This is a genomic window from Pandoraea sp. SD6-2 (assembly GCF_000389825.1).
GTDB classification, from domain to species: Bacteria; Pseudomonadota; Gammaproteobacteria; order Burkholderiales; family Burkholderiaceae; genus Pandoraea; species Pandoraea communis.
In genome coordinates, this window is sequence record NZ_KB944459.1 from 96,814 (window position 1) to 114,636 (window position 17,823).

At 56.3% G+C, this 17,823-nt stretch carries 11 protein-coding genes and 2 pseudogenes; 11 read left to right on the top strand and 2 right to left on the bottom strand.

The annotated features are described in order from the left end of the window. Window positions 1-466: 466 nt before the first annotated feature. A complete protein-coding gene (locus C266_RS28220; RefSeq protein ID WP_246831233.1) occupies window positions 467-634 on the bottom strand; it encodes a hypothetical protein in 168 nt (55 codons plus the stop codon). A gap of 23 nt (window positions 635-657) precedes the next feature. Between C266_RS28220 and C266_RS25895 the strand changes: the two genes are divergently transcribed. The 3 genes from C266_RS25895 to C266_RS25905 all read left to right on the top strand — a co-directional run bounded on the left by C266_RS25895 (window position 658) and on the right by C266_RS25905 (window position 4,230). After that, window positions 658-2,310 (top strand): hypothetical protein, encoded by a 1,653-nt coding sequence (locus C266_RS25895; protein ID WP_144265932.1) that lies wholly within the window; start codon window positions 658-660, stop codon window positions 2,308-2,310. 79 nt (window positions 2,311-2,389) lie between these two features. Then, entirely contained in the window at window positions 2,390-3,184 is a 795-nt protein-coding gene (locus C266_RS25900) for a metallophosphoesterase (protein ID WP_036664680.1), read from the top strand. A 131-nt stretch (window positions 3,185-3,315) separates the two neighbouring features. Next, entirely contained in the window at window positions 3,316-4,230 is a 915-nt protein-coding gene (locus C266_RS25905; protein WP_036664681.1) for a COG2958 family protein, read from the top strand. 235 nt (window positions 4,231-4,465) lie between these two features. Here the strand turns inward: C266_RS25905 and C266_RS26480 are convergent, their stop codons facing one another. Next, the gene (locus tag C266_RS26480) at window positions 4,466-5,284 is read right to left on the bottom strand and encodes a hypothetical protein (RefSeq protein WP_144265933.1); all 819 of its coding nucleotides are present in this window, start codon (window positions 5,282-5,284) and stop codon (window positions 4,466-4,468) included. Window positions 5,285-5,996: 712 nt separating this feature from the next. Here C266_RS26480 and C266_RS27150 point away from each other — a divergent pair. The 8 genes and pseudogenes from C266_RS27150 to C266_RS25945 all read left to right on the top strand — a co-directional run. Further along, window positions 5,997-7,025, top strand: coding sequence for an SIR2 family protein (locus C266_RS27150; protein ID WP_210400028.1), 1,029 nt, complete (start codon window positions 5,997-5,999; stop codon window positions 7,023-7,025). 9 nt (window positions 7,026-7,034) lie between these two features. After that, entirely contained in the window at window positions 7,035-8,780 is a 1,746-nt protein-coding gene (locus C266_RS25920; RefSeq protein ID WP_010806688.1) for an ATP-binding protein, read from the top strand. Window positions 8,781-8,932: 152 nt separating this feature from the next. Then, on the top strand, window positions 8,933-9,520 hold the full coding sequence (locus C266_RS25925; RefSeq protein ID WP_036664618.1) for a hypothetical protein: 588 nt from the start codon (window positions 8,933-8,935) through the stop codon (window positions 9,518-9,520). A gap of 179 nt (window positions 9,521-9,699) precedes the next feature. Continuing rightward, window positions 9,700-10,959 (top strand): DUF6361 family protein, encoded by a 1,260-nt coding sequence (locus C266_RS25930; RefSeq protein ID WP_036664621.1) that lies wholly within the window; start codon window positions 9,700-9,702, stop codon window positions 10,957-10,959. Then, window positions 10,953-12,842, top strand: coding sequence for a phospholipase D family protein (locus C266_RS25935; protein WP_010806691.1), 1,890 nt, complete (start codon window positions 10,953-10,955; stop codon window positions 12,840-12,842). The genes C266_RS25930 and C266_RS25935 overlap by 7 nt, the downstream gene beginning before the upstream one ends. Continuing rightward, window positions 12,839-16,222 (top strand): DEAD/DEAH box helicase, encoded by a 3,384-nt coding sequence (locus tag C266_RS25940; RefSeq protein WP_010806692.1) that lies wholly within the window; start codon window positions 12,839-12,841, stop codon window positions 16,220-16,222. Before C266_RS25935 ends, C266_RS25940 begins: the two co-directional genes overlap by 4 nt. A gap of 814 nt (window positions 16,223-17,036) precedes the next feature. Beyond that, window positions 17,037-17,249: pseudogene (locus C266_RS27155) on the top strand (transposase); the annotation flags it as partial. A gap of 172 nt (window positions 17,250-17,421) precedes the next feature. Beyond that, window positions 17,422-17,823, top strand: a pseudogene (locus tag C266_RS25945) (transposase); the annotation flags it as partial.

The following is a 17,823-nucleotide window of genomic DNA, read 5'->3' on the forward strand; positions in this document are numbered from 1 at the left end:
GCCTCGCACTCCCACGCGTACCGCACTCCATCCGGCTCGCGACATTCCAGACGGTTATATCAGTTTCGAGTCCGCTGTAGCTCTCATCGGATGCCCATCTGAGATGCTGCGGCATCTAATTCACCATAACGTTTGTCAGGGTTCGCGCACGGTTCTGCACGGAATTCGCCGATATACCTACCTCCCCACGAGTGCGGTTCGAGAATGCCGTCGGTGGTTTGCGTCTCTCATCACACCAGGCAAGGTTCCCCGCGAGCTTAACGTAGACTTTCGAGCGTACGTGGCCCTTCGGAGTATGGACATCCTGCGTCCTATCGTCGTTGAGAACTCCACGTACTTTCGGAAGGCTGATTTAGTTGGGGTCTGCCAACGCCTAGAAGAGGTAGCGCGTCCACATCCGGGCGACGCTATGCCCACATACTCCCTATTCGGAGATTGGATGGCGTGGCGCGGAGGCACCCGAGCGTTATCGCTGAAAATCGTGCGTGAGGTGTTCAATGGAAGCATCCCCGTCTTTCGGAAATTGGACTGTCCCGGTTTGTCGGCGTACTTCGTCGACGAAACCGCGGTAAGACGTTTGCGGGAACTGCGCCGCGTCGAAGGCGGGCGAACGCGCAAGCGGCACGTTACTCATGGACAGCTTTCCTTGCTGCCGCAATGAAGCCTTCTTCCACCTACGTTACCGACTGGCGGGCGCTGGGGATGCGGTTGTTTCACGGCCGCTTCCTGGTTCGCCCGTCCGCCTATCCGGACGAGAGCTATCTCGGCTATCGATTGAGAGTGGCGTGGTCCAATGGGCTGTCTGACCCTGGTTGGATGTCGCCCGTCGAAAGTGGATTGCCGAAGATGCATGGTGCTGCACGATGGTGCCCTCTTTGCCTGGTTGATGCCGCCGGATACTGGAAAGAGGATTGGATTTCCGGGCCAGCAGCGTGCTTTGAGCATCGTTGTTGGCTAACGTCGATCTGCGCGGGATGTCGTCGTGTCTTGCGCTGGAAGCAGGCACGACTTTCGACGTGCATTTGCGGCGCGTCACTAGCGATCGCGCAATTCGAGCGGGTTTCGCAGGACGTGGAGTGCTTGATCGATGACTTATCCGAAGGCGACGCTCGCACTCTGTCCGTGACAGACCGATGGGAGCTCGCGCGCTTCCTCGGCGCATTGTCTCTCTTCGGGCTGCGGGGGAAGCCGCAAAAGCGAGCGTCACGTAGGTCTGAAGATATGGAAAGAAATGTCGTAACCGCGGGGGCGCCGCTCGTCATAGACCACATAGCTTGCTTTGAGTTGATGGATCGTTTACGAGTGCCACAAGCAGCTTCAGTGTGCGTTCCACTTTTGTCGGACGCTTTTCCCCACCTGCTCGCAATGCTGCGTAAGCAACTGGCCGTTGGGGCGAGATGCTGGCTGTTGGAATTGCTGAACGACTACGTCGAATACGCTGTGTCCAACGGAAACGCGTTGCTGTGGGAAAGGAAAGACAGAATATCGTCCCCGGACCTGCGTTGCGGAGAGATGCCGCGCAGCTCCTCGATTGCCAGAATTATTAGGCAAACGGGAGAGGCGGTGCCGGTGAGACAGACCAAAGCTGGGCGACGCAAGTTTGTCGTCGATGACGCTAGCCTTCAACGGATGCGGCAAGTGCAGCGTTCTTTGCTTTCTGAAAAGGCTGCGGCTCGATACATTGGACTTTCCTCGACGCGCGTTCGCGAGCTGGTGAGGTTGGGGCTGATCGATGGCGTAGAAGGCCGCATACGCAAGGACTCACTAGATCGCATGGTGAGTCGTATCGCATCCGTAAGCACCGAGAACAAGGAGCTTGTCGATCCCGTACGTTTGGGAGAAGCGCTTCGACGATACGTCCCCACACATGCGTCCGAAGTGTTTTTTGCGAAACTGACCTCCGGCGCTATTCGGCTCGTTGCTGCGGGTACCGTTCTGGGAGACTTCGTTGTTGAGCGGGGCGACGTGCTGGAAAGTACCCTTGGTAACGTGACGGCCTGTGATCAGGTGTCCATTGTTGAGGCAGCTCGACGCATTGGAGTAAAGCAGGAGGTGATGTATCACCTCGTTAATGTGGGTCTAGTGCGCTGTCAGTCTGGGAGACTACGAACGCGTTCCGCGCGCACGATTAGTCTCACGGAGCTTGCGCGATTCAGACATCGCTTTCAACCACTAGTCCACGTCGCTCGAGCGCATGGCGTCTCGTCGCGCACCGCGTTGTGTTGGGCTCGCGAGAACGGTATCGATGTCGTTTCCGGACCATTGGTTGACGGTGGACGGCAGTACTGGATTCGAACTACCAGTTCGTGATCGCGCGAAGCTGGTCGCACACGAACGTATGCTCCTCATGTTTTTGGCGATACAGAACCGAATATTGGGAACTGCAGCCATGAAATTGCTGATACTTTCTGATTTGCACAACGAATTCGAGCCATGCGTAATCGACTCGGAGGCGCTAGCTCGAGCTGACGTTCTCATTCTGGCTGGCGACATCCACACGAAAGATCGAAGTGTGAAATGGGCTCTTGAATTGACCAGCGTTTCCCCGAAGCCCGTCCTCTTGGTGGCTGGGAATCACGAGTTTTATGGGGGGCATTTTGATGGTGCCCTAGAAAAACTACGTGCGGCAGCGGCCGGGACGAATGTGAGTTTCATGGAAAATGACGAACTGGTGTTGGACGGCGTCAGGTTCCTTGGTTGCTCGCTGTGGACGGATTTCAAGCTGTACGAGGGCGAAGTGTCTCCCGGGGTAAGCATGCGAGACGCTCAAAGCTCGATGAGCGACTTTCGCTTGATTCGAGCTACCTCCTCATTTCGAAAGCTCTATCCAATAGACACTGTCCGTCGCCATGAGGTCTCGCGCGCATGGCTGCGCAATAAACTAGCCGAACCGTTCGACGGCAAGACTGTCGTCATTAGCCACCACGCACCATCGATTCAGTCGGTTGATCCTGAGTACGATGGAGACTCGCTGACACCAGCATACGCTTCGAATCTATCTGATCTGATGGGTCCCGCCGTCGATCTATGGATTCATGGGCATATGCACACGAGCTTCGATTACATCGAGCCTCCAAAGCATGATGTCGCCGCACGCGGGACGCGCGTCATTTGCAATCCGCGCGGGTACTCGCCGCGACACCTTAATCCGCAGTTCGATCCCGGCTTGATCGTCGAGTTGTAGTGGGAGATCTGCAAGGGGGCGCGGAGGATTTCATGTATGGCATTGACTGCAACGAGACGTACACGGCTTTCACCGTGCCAGATGGTCGAGATAAAATCAGGCAAGCAGAACCAATGACCGACGGGGGAATTTTGAAGCTCGAGTTGCGAAAGCGTGTTTTGGAGTGCCTGCAATCCGCTCATGGTGAAAAGCTGACGGCGTCAGAGATTGGCCGCTGGATCATGGCGAACTACCCTGAAGAGTGCGCCCTAAAGCTTGCGAACAGCACCGTGATGGAGACTGACGATCAGCTTCTGACGCAGCTCCGCGCAGAGATCTATGGATCGCAGCGGAGCTGGCAACGGCAAGATCCTTCGTTGAAGACTACTGAGGGACGGCCCCGCCGCTTCTTCTGGTCGACCAAAGACGACGAAACGGAGGTCGCCGAAGCGGAGGGGGCGGTTAGCCCGGTGCAGGGGGCAAAGCGGACCGAGCATTCGCTGTATCCCCTTCTTTCAGAGTATCTCTGGACCGAGCACAACGTACATTCCATGCGGATCGATGAGAAGCGATCTAGTAACCGAGTTGGGTCTGGCGCCAATGAATGGTTGCATCCGGATGTGGTTGGAATGGAGGATCTCTCCACCGAATGGGCTCCCGAGATTCGAGCCTGCGTGCGAGAACATGCGGATACCAGAACGAAGCTCTGGGCGTTCGAGGTAAAGCTGCTGCTCAACAGGTCAAATGTTCGCCGGAGCTTCTTCCAAACCGTCTCCAACGCCTCTTGGGCAAACTTTAGTTACTTGGTTGCAGCCGAAATTGAAGGGCCTGACATCATGAAGGAGTTGCGGCTTCTGGCGACTGCGCACGGAATCGGTGTCATTCAGTTAGATGTGACAGATGTTTCCGCAAGCCAGGTGCTAATTCCTGCGAGAGAGCGACCAAACGTCGATTGGGACACGTGTAATCGGCTCGCGGAAGAGAATCGGGACTTCGTGGAATACATCAAGCTGGTCAGAAAGTTTTACCAGACCGGCGAGACCAATGTCCGCGACTGGGGCATGTAACTTTCCGGCGATGCTGGCTTATTTAGCTAACATCGCGGACAGACGAAGCGCGAATATCGGTGCCAGGCAAGATAATTCTCTGCAATGTTCTTGCCTGTTCGTCAAATAACGACCTGAAACTTGGCCTACAGGCGTTCAGAGGCCAGTAGAGCATCGGATGTTTTGGAGATCCGCGCCCCGCATTCCTCGATTCCATTCCAGCCGTGTGTTTTGGTGACTTTCAGCGAAGTGTGAGTCAATTTCTCTCATGCGGTGCCCTCCATCTCAGCAGCCTTTCAAGAGGGCGGGGGTCACCCAACAGTTTTTTTGCCAGCGAAACGCGGTCTATTGTTTTTTGCCGTTCGCCCTCGTCCAGGCTATCAATTGCGTTCTCAACCTCGGTGAAAAACGCTTCAATCCGTCTGGCCTCGTCCCAGCCCGCAATGACGGCCAGCAGATCAGCTCGCGCGTCCTGACGGCATTTCTCTTGTCTGGCACGTGCTTCCGCCTCCCGTTGGCGCTGCATTTCTTCGTCCCACTGCCTGCGTTTCTCCTCGGCTTGAAGTTTCGCGATGTTGAGCTCGGAACTCAAAGCGGGACCTGCAGCCTCCAATGCGGAAACGATGTTGGGCAGCATCGATGTGAGTTGCCCTGGCTTTTCTTCGCGCCAGTGCTTGGTCCACTCAACTAGCCACGATGGACAATATGCTTGCAGGCAAAGGCGACCCGATGCCACGTCCTTCATAGTTGTCCAATACCCCTGCCTCTTGTACCTTTCGCGTTGAGCCGGCGTGACGCCACTAAGGGGGACGTACTGGCTATTGCCGACGTACTGCATTTCAACGACTTCACTCATCTCGAAGAGCGTTAGGCCGATTGGAACGTCAGATATGTACACGACCGTTGGACGCTCAGGCGACCACGGGTCTTGCAGGTAATGATCCTTTCTTGGTACCTCGCGTAAATCGACCTCAGCGCGCCGAAGGCGCTCGCTGGCCGGTGCGATTGTCACTCGGTGACCGCGGGAAGTCAGTGAATTGAAGAGCTTGTCGGCGGCATCGATGCTGGTATCCAACAGCTCCCTCGACGAAATTAGGTCGGCCATCAACCGTTTGAATGGCCGCAATATGCCTGTTTCGCTGTCCCTAGTTTTGTCGAAGAATGGTTTGATGCCGACGACCAGCGGGTGGACGGACTTTGAGGGGACTGGGCGGCGGGATTTGCGACGTATGACTCGTCCAGTTGCTGGCTTGGCGTCATTGAGTACATGAGGTGTTTGAGCTGCTCTCTTGGTGGCCCGCTCGGTGGTGCCAATTCCACTGCCAGGCTTCCATTCCGTGACATCGCCGGGCCTGGCTTCAGGGAGTGCTGGTCGCAGAGGAGCCTTTCCCACCTCCAGCTTCGCCCAATAACCGCGAGGCGGTCGTGGCACACGTAGCTCTGTACACACTCGGGCCATGTAACTCGAAGAGACTCCGAATCTCTCCGCTATTCGAAGCATTGGCTCTCGCCACACTAGTTCGTACAGTTCCGCGCGGGAAAGTGGATCACCCAAGATTGCATGAATTCCCTCCGTCAATTGGCTCTCCTCATTGGGGAATACTGCCGATGCAATTAATTCCCCACATTTATCCGCAAATATCCAGCCCGCTCCCATGCCATTCAGCGAACAACGTACTATCGATTCGTGCGTTGTCGTGAGGTATCCTAATTGCCCGTGGCTATCTACACGATTAGCATCACTCCAATTTTGAACGTTTTCCGAGACAATTCGTAAGGTCGCGCGAATGGATCCAGAAAAAGAAATATATCGAATGGTGCAGGAGGCTATCGCAAATGTCCCCGTCATCGTGCTTGGCAGTGGTGCATCGGCGGCGCACGGAATTCCGGGGATGGGAGCACTTGGACATCATTTGTCCAAGACAGCTCCGCCTGCCACTTCTACGACAGACGAGCTTGCCAGATGGAGCGATTTTTGTTCGATCTTGCCCAACACCGACCTCGAGTCTGCGCTCACGAAAGTCGCGCTGAGCCAGGATTTAACTAGACATGTTGTCACGTCAACTTGGCATTATCTCGTCACCCACGACGTAGCGGTCCTTCGCGAGACGCTGGCCAATCCCGACGCGTTGCCATTAACGCGGCTATACCGTCATCTTTTCCGAAGCACAACGCGAACATTGTCCGTCGTAACTACCAACTATGACCGGGTCGCTGAGTACGCAGCAGAGATAGCCGGATTCAACACGTATCTTGGATTCACTTCAGGAATGATTGGGCATCGTGTTAGCGGTGCGGCCCCAGTTCTGATGGACGGAAAATTGCCTGCGAGGACGGTAAACATCTGGAAGGTGCACGGATCATTTAGTTGGTTCGAAGACTCGCACGGGGTTGTTATTTCACTTCCTCCATCCGAGCCGCCACCAGTAGGAATGGAGCCGGTTATTGTCACCCCAGGGTTTGATAAGTACCGTCGAACTCATAAGGAGCCGTTCCGGACCATTATTTCCAACGCGGATAAGGCAATTGGTGCTGCGTCGTCATTCCTTTTCGTCGGGTATGGGTTCAATGACGAGCATATCCAGCCTCGAATCGTCGAGCGGTGCAAGGATCACGAGGCTCCGATGATTTTGCTAACCAAGGAAATTAGCGAGAAGGCTCATGAGTTTTTTCAGAGCGGAATGTGTAAACGGTATCTGGCGCTCGAAGAATCGGCTCTGGGAACGAGAGCATATTCCGATCTGTTTCCTGGCGGATTGGAACTGGCGGGGCACAACATTTGGCAGTTTGACGAATTTCTCTCTTTGTTCATGTGAGGAAGCGAAATGGGAATTCTGGATTACGAGGACCAAGAGGCGTTTGGACGAGTGCGCGCGGTAGACACAGCGACCGTGGTCGTCGCCGTGGATGATGTCGAACGCTTGCGGAAGCTTCAGGTAAATCGACTTGCCGTACTGCAAAGCAGCCGCCCGGGAGAGCACTTGGTTGGAATAATTCAAAAGATCATACGAACAGCGTTGGATGACGTGCATGAGCGCGATGAGCTGGGGGAAGTGAGTCCCACGGAGCAGAACATCGTACGTATCTCGCTTATTGGGACCTTAGCTAGCAGAATTGGGGATCGGGAGAACGTATTTCTACGAACACTGGAGACAGTGCCCGAAATTGACGCGAATTGTTTCGCTTTGGAGGACGCGCGATTGACGGAATTCATGCGCGTCATCGCCAACATTTCTGGGGACGCGCAGAAGTTGTCGATTGGGAATTACACCTTGGACAAGAATGCTGAGGCGTATCTCAATGGCAACAAATTCTTCCAACGGCACGCAATCATCGTCGGAAGCACTGGATCCGGCAAATCTTGGACCACGGCGCGTATCCTTGAGCAGACAGCAGACTTACAGAACGCAAATGCGATCGTCTTTGACGTCCACGGTGAATACACGCCGATCGCCGGAGACGGGGTGCGACATTTCCGAATCGCGGGCACGCGCGATCTTGAGCGCGGAGCGACTCTCTCTGAGGGGGTGATCTTCCTTCCTTACTGGTTGCTCGGCTACGAAGCATTGACCGCAATGTTCGTCGATCGTTCTGACCAGAACGCGCCAAACCAAGCAATGGTCATTTCCAGAACCATTGTCGAGGCCAAACAAGCGTATTTGCAAGCACTAAATCAGGACGCCATCTTGGCCAACTTCACCATTGATAGCCCTATTCCGTTCGATCTAAGTTTCGTGTTGTCCCGGCTTGAACAGCTCAATACTGAGATGGTCGCCGGATCATCTAGAGAGAAGCAGGGCGAGTTCCATGGGAAGCTGAGCCGGTTGATTCAACGCTTGTCTGCGAAGGCAAGCGATCGACGCCTTGGGTTCTTGTTCCAAGGGGGCGCGGAAACCTTGGAGCTGCAGTGGTCGGATAGACTTGTAGTCGCATTGACGGCAGGAACCAAAGATCAAGCTGATGGCAAAGGCGGTGTCAAGATCATCGATTTCTCCGAAGTGCCATCGGACATCCTTCCGGTTATGGTAAGCCTAGTTGCACGCCTCGCGTTCGCCGTACAACAGTGGACAGAGACTTCGCAACGGCACCCCATCGCCCTTTTCTGCGACGAAGCCCACCTATACATTCCTGAGAGGGCGTCCTCGGGCGGTGCAGGAGAGATATCGGTTGAGATCTTCGAAAGAATCGCGAAGGAAGGACGAAAGTACGGGGTCGGTCTAGTAGTTATAAGTCAACGTCCTTCGGAAGTGAATCGCACCGTATTGAGTCAGTGCAACAACCTCGTTGCAATGCGTTTAACTAATGGCGACGATCAGAACGTTGTTCGGCGCCTACTACCGGACAGCCTGGGAGGGTTCGGGGATCTGCTGCCGATCCTCGATACAGGCGAGGCGTTGGTGGTCGGCGACGCCAGCCTGCTGCCAACGCGAATTCGGATCACCGAGCCGACACGTCGACCTAATAGCGGCACCATTGATTTTTGGGAGTGCTGGGGCGGCGGGGACGAGCATAAAACGCACGCCGTGGCCGTAGACAACTGGCGAAAGCAGTCTGTACAGGCTTCTGCCTGAACGGTGACTCTCGGTCGTTTGGTTGCTCCGATCGAGCAGGTGGACCCGAAAGAAGGATGGAGCCTATGGACGTTGGAGTGATGGTGTTTCGACATCAAGCTTCGGGTGGGCTCACATTAGGGCAGACTTCGGCATATTCAATTCCTTGATCTATGGATCCCATTTATGTGACTGCGTTCGCCGGTTTGGTGGGCGCGATATCAACGTGCATTTGCGTTGCCATAACTGCCCGTACCCAAACGCGCAATCAGCACTTTAGCAACCAGTTTCAGTTGACGCTTGCTCAAGAAAAAACGAGAAGCGATCTTATGGTTAAGTCCAGAGAAACTGCCGCCATACAGTTATCCATCGCTCATCGACTTCTAAGTCACATCGAGCGAGAGTTTTCGGTGACTGGGTTCAATATCGTATGGACTGCGTCGATGTCAGTAGATGATTTCAACATCAAATACATGGCGTTGTGCGAACGATTCGATGAGCTACAAATGATTGTCGATTTCTACACTCCTGATGCGTCTGCCGTCTGTGAAAAGCTCTACGGAGAGATGAACATGTTCTGGGGAAATGTCCAGAACGTCCTTTATCTCACGGCCGAGGGAAGAGAGGTTGACCACAAAACGAGCTGTCTTCAGAAAGCACATGACGCAGCAACCGAAATCGGCCGGCACGCCGCATCCGTCAAACGTTTGCTCCAACAGAGTTTCAAAGCCACCAGCGCTTCTGGGATGATTTCTCAATAATGTTCCATATGCATTTCGACGAAGAGCGCGGGTATCGCTGCGGCGATAACCAACGGAATCGGCGGGGCCGGGCAGACGCGGTTTGATGAAACGAGCCAGCCACTGTCGGCCGTCGTTGTGATCCGCTACACCGTGAAATAATTCAATAAGGCGCCTTGCAGGCGCTTGCAGGAGGCCAGTTGAGCAGTATTGGGTGGATTGATTTTTCTTCGACCGATCGGGAGCGCGTGACAGGGGTGCTCGCGTTGTTGAGCGAGGCCGGTACGTTGGACGAACTGGGCATCGCGCAATTGCGCGATGCCTTCTCCGATAGTCTATTCCCTGGTTTTTCGACGATTCAGACACGTGCGAAATATTTCGTCACGGTTCCGCAACTCTTCGCCGACTACTGGGCGCTTACGCCCGGAGCGCGTGCGGGCCGCACACTGGAGACGTATCTCAAGGACGCGGAAGACAGTTTGGCTGAGTTGTTGGTGCGTAACCACGAGTCGGATACCCGCGAGCATGGCGCCCCCAATCCGAACGGCATTATCGGCCGGGAACGTATTGGCAGGGGCGGTGCAGCACGCCGACCTTCATCGACCTACTGGACCGGCTTGCGCAAGTTCGGTCTGATCAACACCGAGTTGTCGCTCGCGGAATTCTGCCGCAGCGCAGCCAAATCACGGTCCACCGGTCACCTGCTGGCGGAAAGCGCCGAGATCGACAGCGATGAAGACGACATTGTGAAGCGTAGGCGAGTCGTCGTAACCGTGCCGCGGTTAAGCGCGACGTGGCGGGAGGACGTTCGCATTGATCTGTCACGTGCCGAGGCCGAACTGCTTCACAAGAAGATCAGCTTTTCCGAGCATCTCAAGCACAGCATTCCCGCGCAGTTGATCAACGCTGATCTGCTCGATGATGAGGTGCTGCTGACAATCGATTCATTTGAAATGCTGAGCGAGGCGCTCTGCAATCTACCGCAGATTTCTGAGGTTTGCCGAACGACGGCGCGCAATGCCGCGCGCTTCAGCAAAGCGATGCTTGGCGCGCATCTGCGGTTTAACTATCTGATCGCCCACAATCTTCAGCAGACGCAGCGGGCGCAAGAACTGAGCGAACAGTTTGAGGAATGGCTCGGCGCAGCGAACGACGACGCGCTCTTTCACTCGAACGCCATCGATGAATGGTTTGCGCCCTGTGTCGCGCAAGGCATCCGGCCAGCATTCAATACTCGCCGGTTCATCAGCGCCTGGCACGAAGCCATGAGTGCTGGTGCGCCGACCAACAAGCTCGACATGCTGGTGCGCCAGCAGGCAATCGACAATAAAGGGAACCGCTCGCTGCTGCGACGCTCGCTGCGGCACGATACCGACTGGGTCGGCATCAAGATGCTGCAATACCGCTGGCCGCAGGCGCGGCAGATTCTCATCGATATCAGAGAAGGACTCGCATGTTGAACCCTGCTACGCACCGTTGCGATTACGGTCAGTTGCTGTGTCCGCCCGCGCCCGTTGATTCCGGCGGTGAAGTCTTCGAACTTGATGCGGCAATTACCACTACGTATTCGCTGGATCTCAACGCATTGCTTGTACTGCCGGTGTCGCTAGTGCTCGGTAACACCTTGGACGGCGATCTGGCGGGAGAGAAGTTGCCGCTACTCGATGCCATCTCGAGACTGAGCGATCGACTAAAGGTCTTCTATCAGCGTGGCAACATTCACGTGCCGTTGCAATTCAACCGGCTGTTCGGTCTGCTGGAGCCGATGCTCGTGCCAATTGTTCCTGCTGAGGGGGAGCGGGGGCGCAGCGCGGCGTTCTCGTCGTTTCACCCCAAGCTGTGGCTGTTGCGTTATGTCAGGCGCGATCGGCGCGGTGCGAAGACGCTGGACCCTGCACGCAAATATCGCCTGCTCGTGATGAGTCGCAATCTGACTTTCGACCGCAGTTGGGATATCACCGCGACCCTCGATGGCGAGCTCTCGGACGGCCCGGCGCGCGAATACGATGCGCTCGCCGACTTTATCACCTCGTTAGAGTCGCACGCGCCCGATTTCCAGCCCATTAAGTCGATGATTCGTGATTTGCCGCGCGTGCAGTGGAATGCGCCGCAGCCATTTCGTGATCCTCGTATGCTGCCGGGCGGTGGTGCGCATATAAAGAAGGCCGACGAGCGTTTTAAAAGCCCGCTCAACTTTGGTGGTGCCGTCGACGAACTTCTGGTCGTATCGCCGTTTCTCGATGCTTCGGATAAGAAGGCGCTTGATTGGCTGGGTGAGAGCGTGACAGGCCCCCGGTATCTGTTCAGCCGTAGCGAGACCCTGAACGCGCTTGGGGCGCAGGCACTCTCAGGCTGGAGCTGCTATGCGCTGAACGAGCGGATTGTTAACGGAGAGGAACGGCAGGAGGAGGACAACGCGCGTGCTCAGGATCTTCACGCCAAGCTTATTGTGAGCCGCAGCGGGCAGACCGCGCATTGGCACCTCGGATCGGCGAACGCGACGCTCGCCGCACTTGGTGAGTCGCTCGATGACGTGCCACGGAACACTGAGTTCATGTTACGCCTGAGCGGCGCGCACAGTAGGGTTGGAATCGAAACGTTGCTGGGGCAATGGACCGGCGAGGCGGGAAACTATTTCGCGTTGCTGCACGAGTTCGAGCCGATCGATACCGGCGAACAAGAAGCGGACCGTCAGCAATTGCGTATTCTCGTGCATCGGTTGATCGGGGCGAAGTGGAAGCTGGTTGCGAACGCGGGAGATGACGATCGTTACCGTATTGTGCTGTCGACGAGCTTCGTCGACAGCACAGACGTGTCGGATGACGTCGGCCAGTTCGATGTGAAAATCGGCCTGCTAAGCGGGCAGGGAGGATGGCGGGCGCTGCAAGGCGCGATCGAATGGAGCGGTCTGCGGCTCACAGATCTAAGCGCGCTCTTGCCGGTGCAGATCAGTGATTATGCCGGCAAGGTGAGGCAGACGCTTGTGGTCCAGGCAGACCTGGTCTTGCCGTCCGGCGTTAATCGCACCGACGCGGTGATCCGGGAACTCATTGACACGCAGGAAAAATTTCTCAGCTACGTGCGTATGCTGCTTGACCCCACACCTGACAAACGCAGGTTGCTGGAGAGGGGCAGACATGGCGGCGAGGTTTCTGATCTGTTTGGCTTTGACGGCAACCAAGCGATGTTCGAGCAGCTCATGCTGGCAGCGGCGCGTAATCCCGGACATTTACAGAGGGTTGAGCAACTCGTAAGGCGTCTCGACAAGCTGAACGTTGTTGTGCCAAAGGATTTTTCGGCCCTTTGGAAGCATTTCGAGCACGTCGCTAAGGATCGCCGATGAGCAGCAAACAGGAGTTGATCATCGGGTCGTTCGACCGCCTGACGGATTTTCAGAAGGCGACCGTGGAAGCGGTGGTGCAACGTTTCGAAGAAGAGCATCAGCCCCGGGTGCTCGTGGCTGACGAAGTAGGACTCGGAAAGACGGTCGTGGCGCGCGGCGTGATCGCGCAAATGTTGCTGCGGTATCTGGAGACGCACGGCGATACGCCGGTCAGGCCGCTACGCGTGACCTATATCTGTTCCAATCAAACATTGGCGGAAGAAAACCGGCGCAAGTTGGCGATTTTCTCAGGGACGACCGCGGATGCCTTCGTGCAGGCGCCTACCTTCTGGCGACTTGCGGAACTCGGTGTGAGGCGTGACCAGGCGCAAAGCGGCAAGCTGATCGAGATCTGCACGCTGACACCGGCAACCTCATTTGGCGGAAAGCGGCGGGGCGAAGGTAATGCACATGAGCGCTACATTCTTTTCCGCGCCCTCGCGGAACACCCACTGCTCGCTCGTACGGATCTGGTCTCGCTGGAGGCATTTTTCCGCAAAAGGGTCAAAGGATGGTGGCCAGGGACTGACAGCTGGCCCGGCCGCGGTGGCATCGTACCGGGCGTTCTGGAGGCGTTTCATGCGTCGCTTGAGCAACCTGTGACGTTGCCGCAGGTGGTGCAAGACGCTTTGCATCAACAGCGAGTCGGATGCGCTAACTGGATCGATTTGTTACGTGACAGTGCGGCCCTCTACGCACGCGGCCAAGACACCTGCGTGTCGGCCTTCAACCGGGTCCGCACTGAGTTGCGTAGCCGTTTCATTCGCGCTTGCGCAGGCAATCTGGAAGCCGATCTGTTCATCCTCGACGAATTTCAGCGCTTTAAGGAATTACTCGGGCGCGAAAGCGAAAGTGAGGAAGGCATCATTGCGCACAAGGTTTTCGAGAATGCGAGGCCAGGAGCCAGCAAGGTGTTGCTGCTTTCGGCCACGCCGTTCAAAGCATTGACGCATATCGATGACGAAGAGAACGCGCATGCCGAGCAACTACGCTTTCTGCTGCGCTTTATCGTCAATGGTGACGAGTCTCGCCTCGACGCTTATGAACGGGCACGCGAGACTTTGCTCAAGGAAATTCTGCGCCTGCGCGATGAATCGCTCCAGCCTGCCGATCTGAGTGCGCAGCCAAAAGACAACGTCGAAGCGGTGCTGCGCCGCTATATCTGTCGAACAGAGCGTGCGTCGATCGGCCGTGGCGTTGAGAACGTCACGGATGCCAATCATCTGGCGTGCACGCAGACTTTCAACCGTGCAGAAATCGATGCATTTATCGCGTTTGACAAGGTAGGCCAGGCGCTACGCGTCGCACAACCTACGATCAGCCACATACCTATCATGGAGTTCTACAAGGCTGCGCCCTGGCCGTTGTCGTTTCTCGGTGACTACAAAATGCGCGCCCATATCGATGCCCTGCGGGATATACCCAACGTCAAGGCGGCCCTTAGCAAGGCGACGACGGCATGGATTCCGGCGGACGCACTGAAACAATACAAGCTGATGGTGGCCGAGAAGGCGCCGAACGCCAAGGTGCGCGAACTGATCCGGACGGTGCTCGGCAACGGTGCCGAAATGTTGCTCTGGGTTCCGCCGAGCCGACCCTACTATGCGCTGGAGGGACCGTTTTCTCTTAATCCACAGTTCTCGAAGACACTGTTGTTTTCGGGCCTCCTGCTGGCGCCGCGTGCGCTCAGCGGGCTGATTTCGTACGAGGTGGAACGGCGTCTCGTACGGGCGGCGAAAGACAGTCAGGTAACGTATTTCGGCGACGCCCGGGATGCCGCGATAATCCGTTTCGACGATTCCAAACGGCTCGCGCCGTGGGCACTCGTCTATCCGTCGACGACGCTGCGCAAACTGATTTCGTTGCGCAACCTGGGAGCGGAAGCCAGCTCTGCCGATCTCGTGGCTGCAACGAAGCAGCGGCTTACCAGCGATCTTAAGCGGCTCCAACGTTTCAGCAGGTCTGGGCGAACGCAGAAGGATCTCTGGTACGCGTTGGCGCCGATGCTTCTCGATCTGACTGACCAATCCACTGACAGTGGGAGCGGCGACGTGCTGTCGCCTCACGACACCTGTCGCAGGTGGTTGGACGAGTGCGGGTGCGTCGAACTTCGAGAGCAGTTGAACAACGTCGATCTCGATCTCGGCCCGATGCCCGACGAACTGCCTGAGTTTCTCGCCAAACTCGCCATTGCTGGTCCGGGTACCAGTTTGCTGTCTAGCCTGGAGCGCGTGTGGGGCAATGACGATCGCACCTTGGCCCGCCGCGCAAGCCAAGGCGCCATCGATTTCATTCAGCTTTTCAACAACCCCGAAGGCAAGCGCATTCTGAAGGTGACGGGACGTGAGACACATGCCCCATACTGGAAGGCCGCGCTAGATTACTGCGTCGCAGGCAATTTGCAGGCGATGTTTGACGAGTACCTTCACATGCTGCAATCTGGGGGCCTCGTCATTGACGACGCTATGGAGCGAATCAAAGACGCGTCTCGGCTGCGGGCGGGGAGCGTGATGGCACAAGTTCAGCGCAGCAATGGTAATGCCCTTCGATTGCGTTGCCATTTTGCCGTTGCGATAAGCAACCAGCACACTTCGGATCAGGATGCCATCGACCGGATCAGCAATGTACGCGATGCGTTCAATTCGCCTTTCTGGCCGTTCATGCTTAATTCGACGTCGATTGGACAGGAGGGCCTGGACTTCCACTGGTATTGCTCGCGCGTCGTGCACTGGAGCTTACCCTCGAACCCCATTGATCTGGAGCAGCGTGAAGGCCGCGTTAATCGCTATAAGTCGCTGCTGGTACGTCGCCGCGTGGCCGAGTACGTGGGCGATACCTGGGCGCTAACCGATGGCGGGGACACATGGGCATCATGGTTCGAACAGGCGAAGTCTGCACGTAGCCTCGTAGGCGATGCACGCTCGAGCGACCTCGTGCCGTTCTGGCACATGCCCACAGGTAAGGCTCGCATCGAACGTCTAGTGCCGTTCATGCCCATGAGTCGGGAAGACGCGCGTCTTACCGAGATGTTGAAGATCCTCTCGTTGTATCGGTTGGCGTTTGGGCAGCCTCGCCAACAGGAGTTGCTGGAAAACCTGTTGGTACGCGAATTCGACGAGGTAGGCATCGAGGAAGTTCGGCGCAAACTAATGATCGATCTTGCTCCGCTCAACTATGCGTCCAACACTTCATCTGCTCCGATCGACGTCGCTTTTGACGATACGGGGATCACGATCGACATGACGGCCGGTATCAGCGAAAGAGATGGGAGCGCGCCGTTTGCGCCACCCCTGCCAGTTGTTGACGATCTGCCTCACTCCGGCGGTGCCGTGTCGCCGTAATCCGTGTGGTTGAGAGCCTGCGCGACAGGGACGACCGCGGCGGATCTGTGGAACTGGAGCAGGATTGACGCCTACGTTAAAAGGCGTTACGGGGGCGAGACCTGAAGTGGGCGTTGCGAATCTCGATGGCGGTTGGGGACCGGATGCGCGACTACTGCGGCGGTTCGGTAGGCCAGTCGCAAAAAGTTTGGGTCTGCTGCCGGCCACCTATTGGCGCTTAGGGCAATAACTCATTGTTTTTATTGAACTCGTAGTCGCATCGTCCCTGGCGCCCTACGGTGCCCGTAGGGCGCCAGAGTATGTGCGACTGGCGCCACAGTTTTGCGACTGAGCGACGAAGTTAATGCGACTGGCCTACTGCCGAGCGTTACCGATAGGGAAATTTACCGAGGGCGTTTAGCGCGCATTCCGTCTCTTTTCGAGCACAAGCGCTCTGACGGACTAGCTAAGTCGTTACCCCGGGTCGATAACTCATAATGCGAATGTCGGGAGTTCGAACCTCCTCCGCTCCACCAACAGAACTTCCAAGCAGGTCCGAAGAAGTCCGGAAACCCCGCGTAGCGTAAGGCTCGCGGGGTTTTTTGTTTCCGATGGCGTCCGACGACATCCATTGACACCCAGGGGGTAAGCCCCCGGTGAAGTCATCTTGTCCGGTCGCATCATGACCGCGAGGATCGTGCCTACCTGATTTTTTAGTGGGCACGTGCGGACCGCACGCTATTCCGAGGAAACGTCTCGACGAGCTCCTGCCTTACCATTGTCGCCCTGACGTAACCGTGGGGTGGATTTGGTGGAGTGAGCAGCGTAAGCGTTCGGCAAACCCACGGACAATCCGTTCATCGAGTCGTTTAATGGCAGTTTCCGGGATGAATGCCTGAACGTGCATTGGTTCCTGTCATTGGACGACGCTCGTGAGAAGATCGAGGACTGGCGACAGGATTACAACGACTTCAGACCGCATAGTTCGCTAGGCGATCTGACTCCTGGCGAGTTCCGAATCGCCCACCTTGAAGCCGGAAATTTCTAATTCAAGGTGCTCGGGTATCCGGGGGGAGGTCAGCACCAGCCGAATTCGACCGACAACTGGTGTTTTTACCTGGGGCACCTTGACCCGCAACTGATCTGCAATGAGAAATCTGGACCACCTGGGACGTTAGTTTTTCGGCAAACTTAACCCTTGGAAAAAGGAGGGGTTTGCTATGAAACGCAAGCGCTTTTCAGTCGAGCAGATTGTGGCGGTACTGAAGCAGGCCGAGTTGGGCATGCCGGTGGCCGATCTCATCCGTCACGTCGGTATTTCGGAGCAGACGTTTTATCGCTGGAAAAAGCAATACGCGGGTATGCAGTCAGACCAGGTACGTGAGCTCAAACAGTTGCAAGACGAGAACGCACGGCTCAAGAAGCTAGTGGCCGAGCTAAGCCTGGACAAGGCCATTCTGCAGGATGTTGCTTCAAAAAAGTGGCCCGGCCCGCGCTGAGGAAAGACGTGGTGGATTACGTGATAAGCCACTATGGATTGACGATGAGGCGGGCCTGTCGTTTGGTGAAGCAACCTCGCAGCACGCAGTACTACCAAAGCGTAAAAGATCCTCGGCCGGAGC

What these genes read in the sequence shown, in the direction of transcription:
- C266_RS25895 (WP_144265932.1), top strand. Translation starts at nt 658, where the DNA reads ATGAAGCCTTCTTCCACCTACGTTACCGACTGGCGGGCGCTGGGGATG.
- C266_RS25925 (WP_036664618.1), top strand. Translation starts at nt 8,933, where the DNA reads ATGGATCCCATTTATGTGACTGCGTTCGCCGGTTTGGTGGGCGCGATA.
- C266_RS27150 (WP_210400028.1), top strand. Translation starts at nt 5,997, where the DNA reads ATGGATCCAGAAAAAGAAATATATCGAATGGTGCAGGAGGCTATCGCA.
- C266_RS25940 (WP_010806692.1), top strand. Translation starts at nt 12,839, where the DNA reads ATGAGCAGCAAACAGGAGTTGATCATCGGGTCGTTCGACCGCCTGACG.
- C266_RS25920 (WP_010806688.1), top strand. Translation starts at nt 7,035, where the DNA reads ATGGGAATTCTGGATTACGAGGACCAAGAGGCGTTTGGACGAGTGCGC.
- C266_RS25935 (WP_010806691.1), top strand. Translation starts at nt 10,953, where the DNA reads ATGTTGAACCCTGCTACGCACCGTTGCGATTACGGTCAGTTGCTGTGT.
- C266_RS28220 (WP_246831233.1), bottom strand. Translation starts at nt 634, where the DNA reads ATGAGTAACGTGCCGCTTGCGCGTTCGCCCGCCTTCGACGCGGCGCAG.
- C266_RS25900 (WP_036664680.1), top strand. Translation starts at nt 2,390, where the DNA reads ATGAAATTGCTGATACTTTCTGATTTGCACAACGAATTCGAGCCATGC.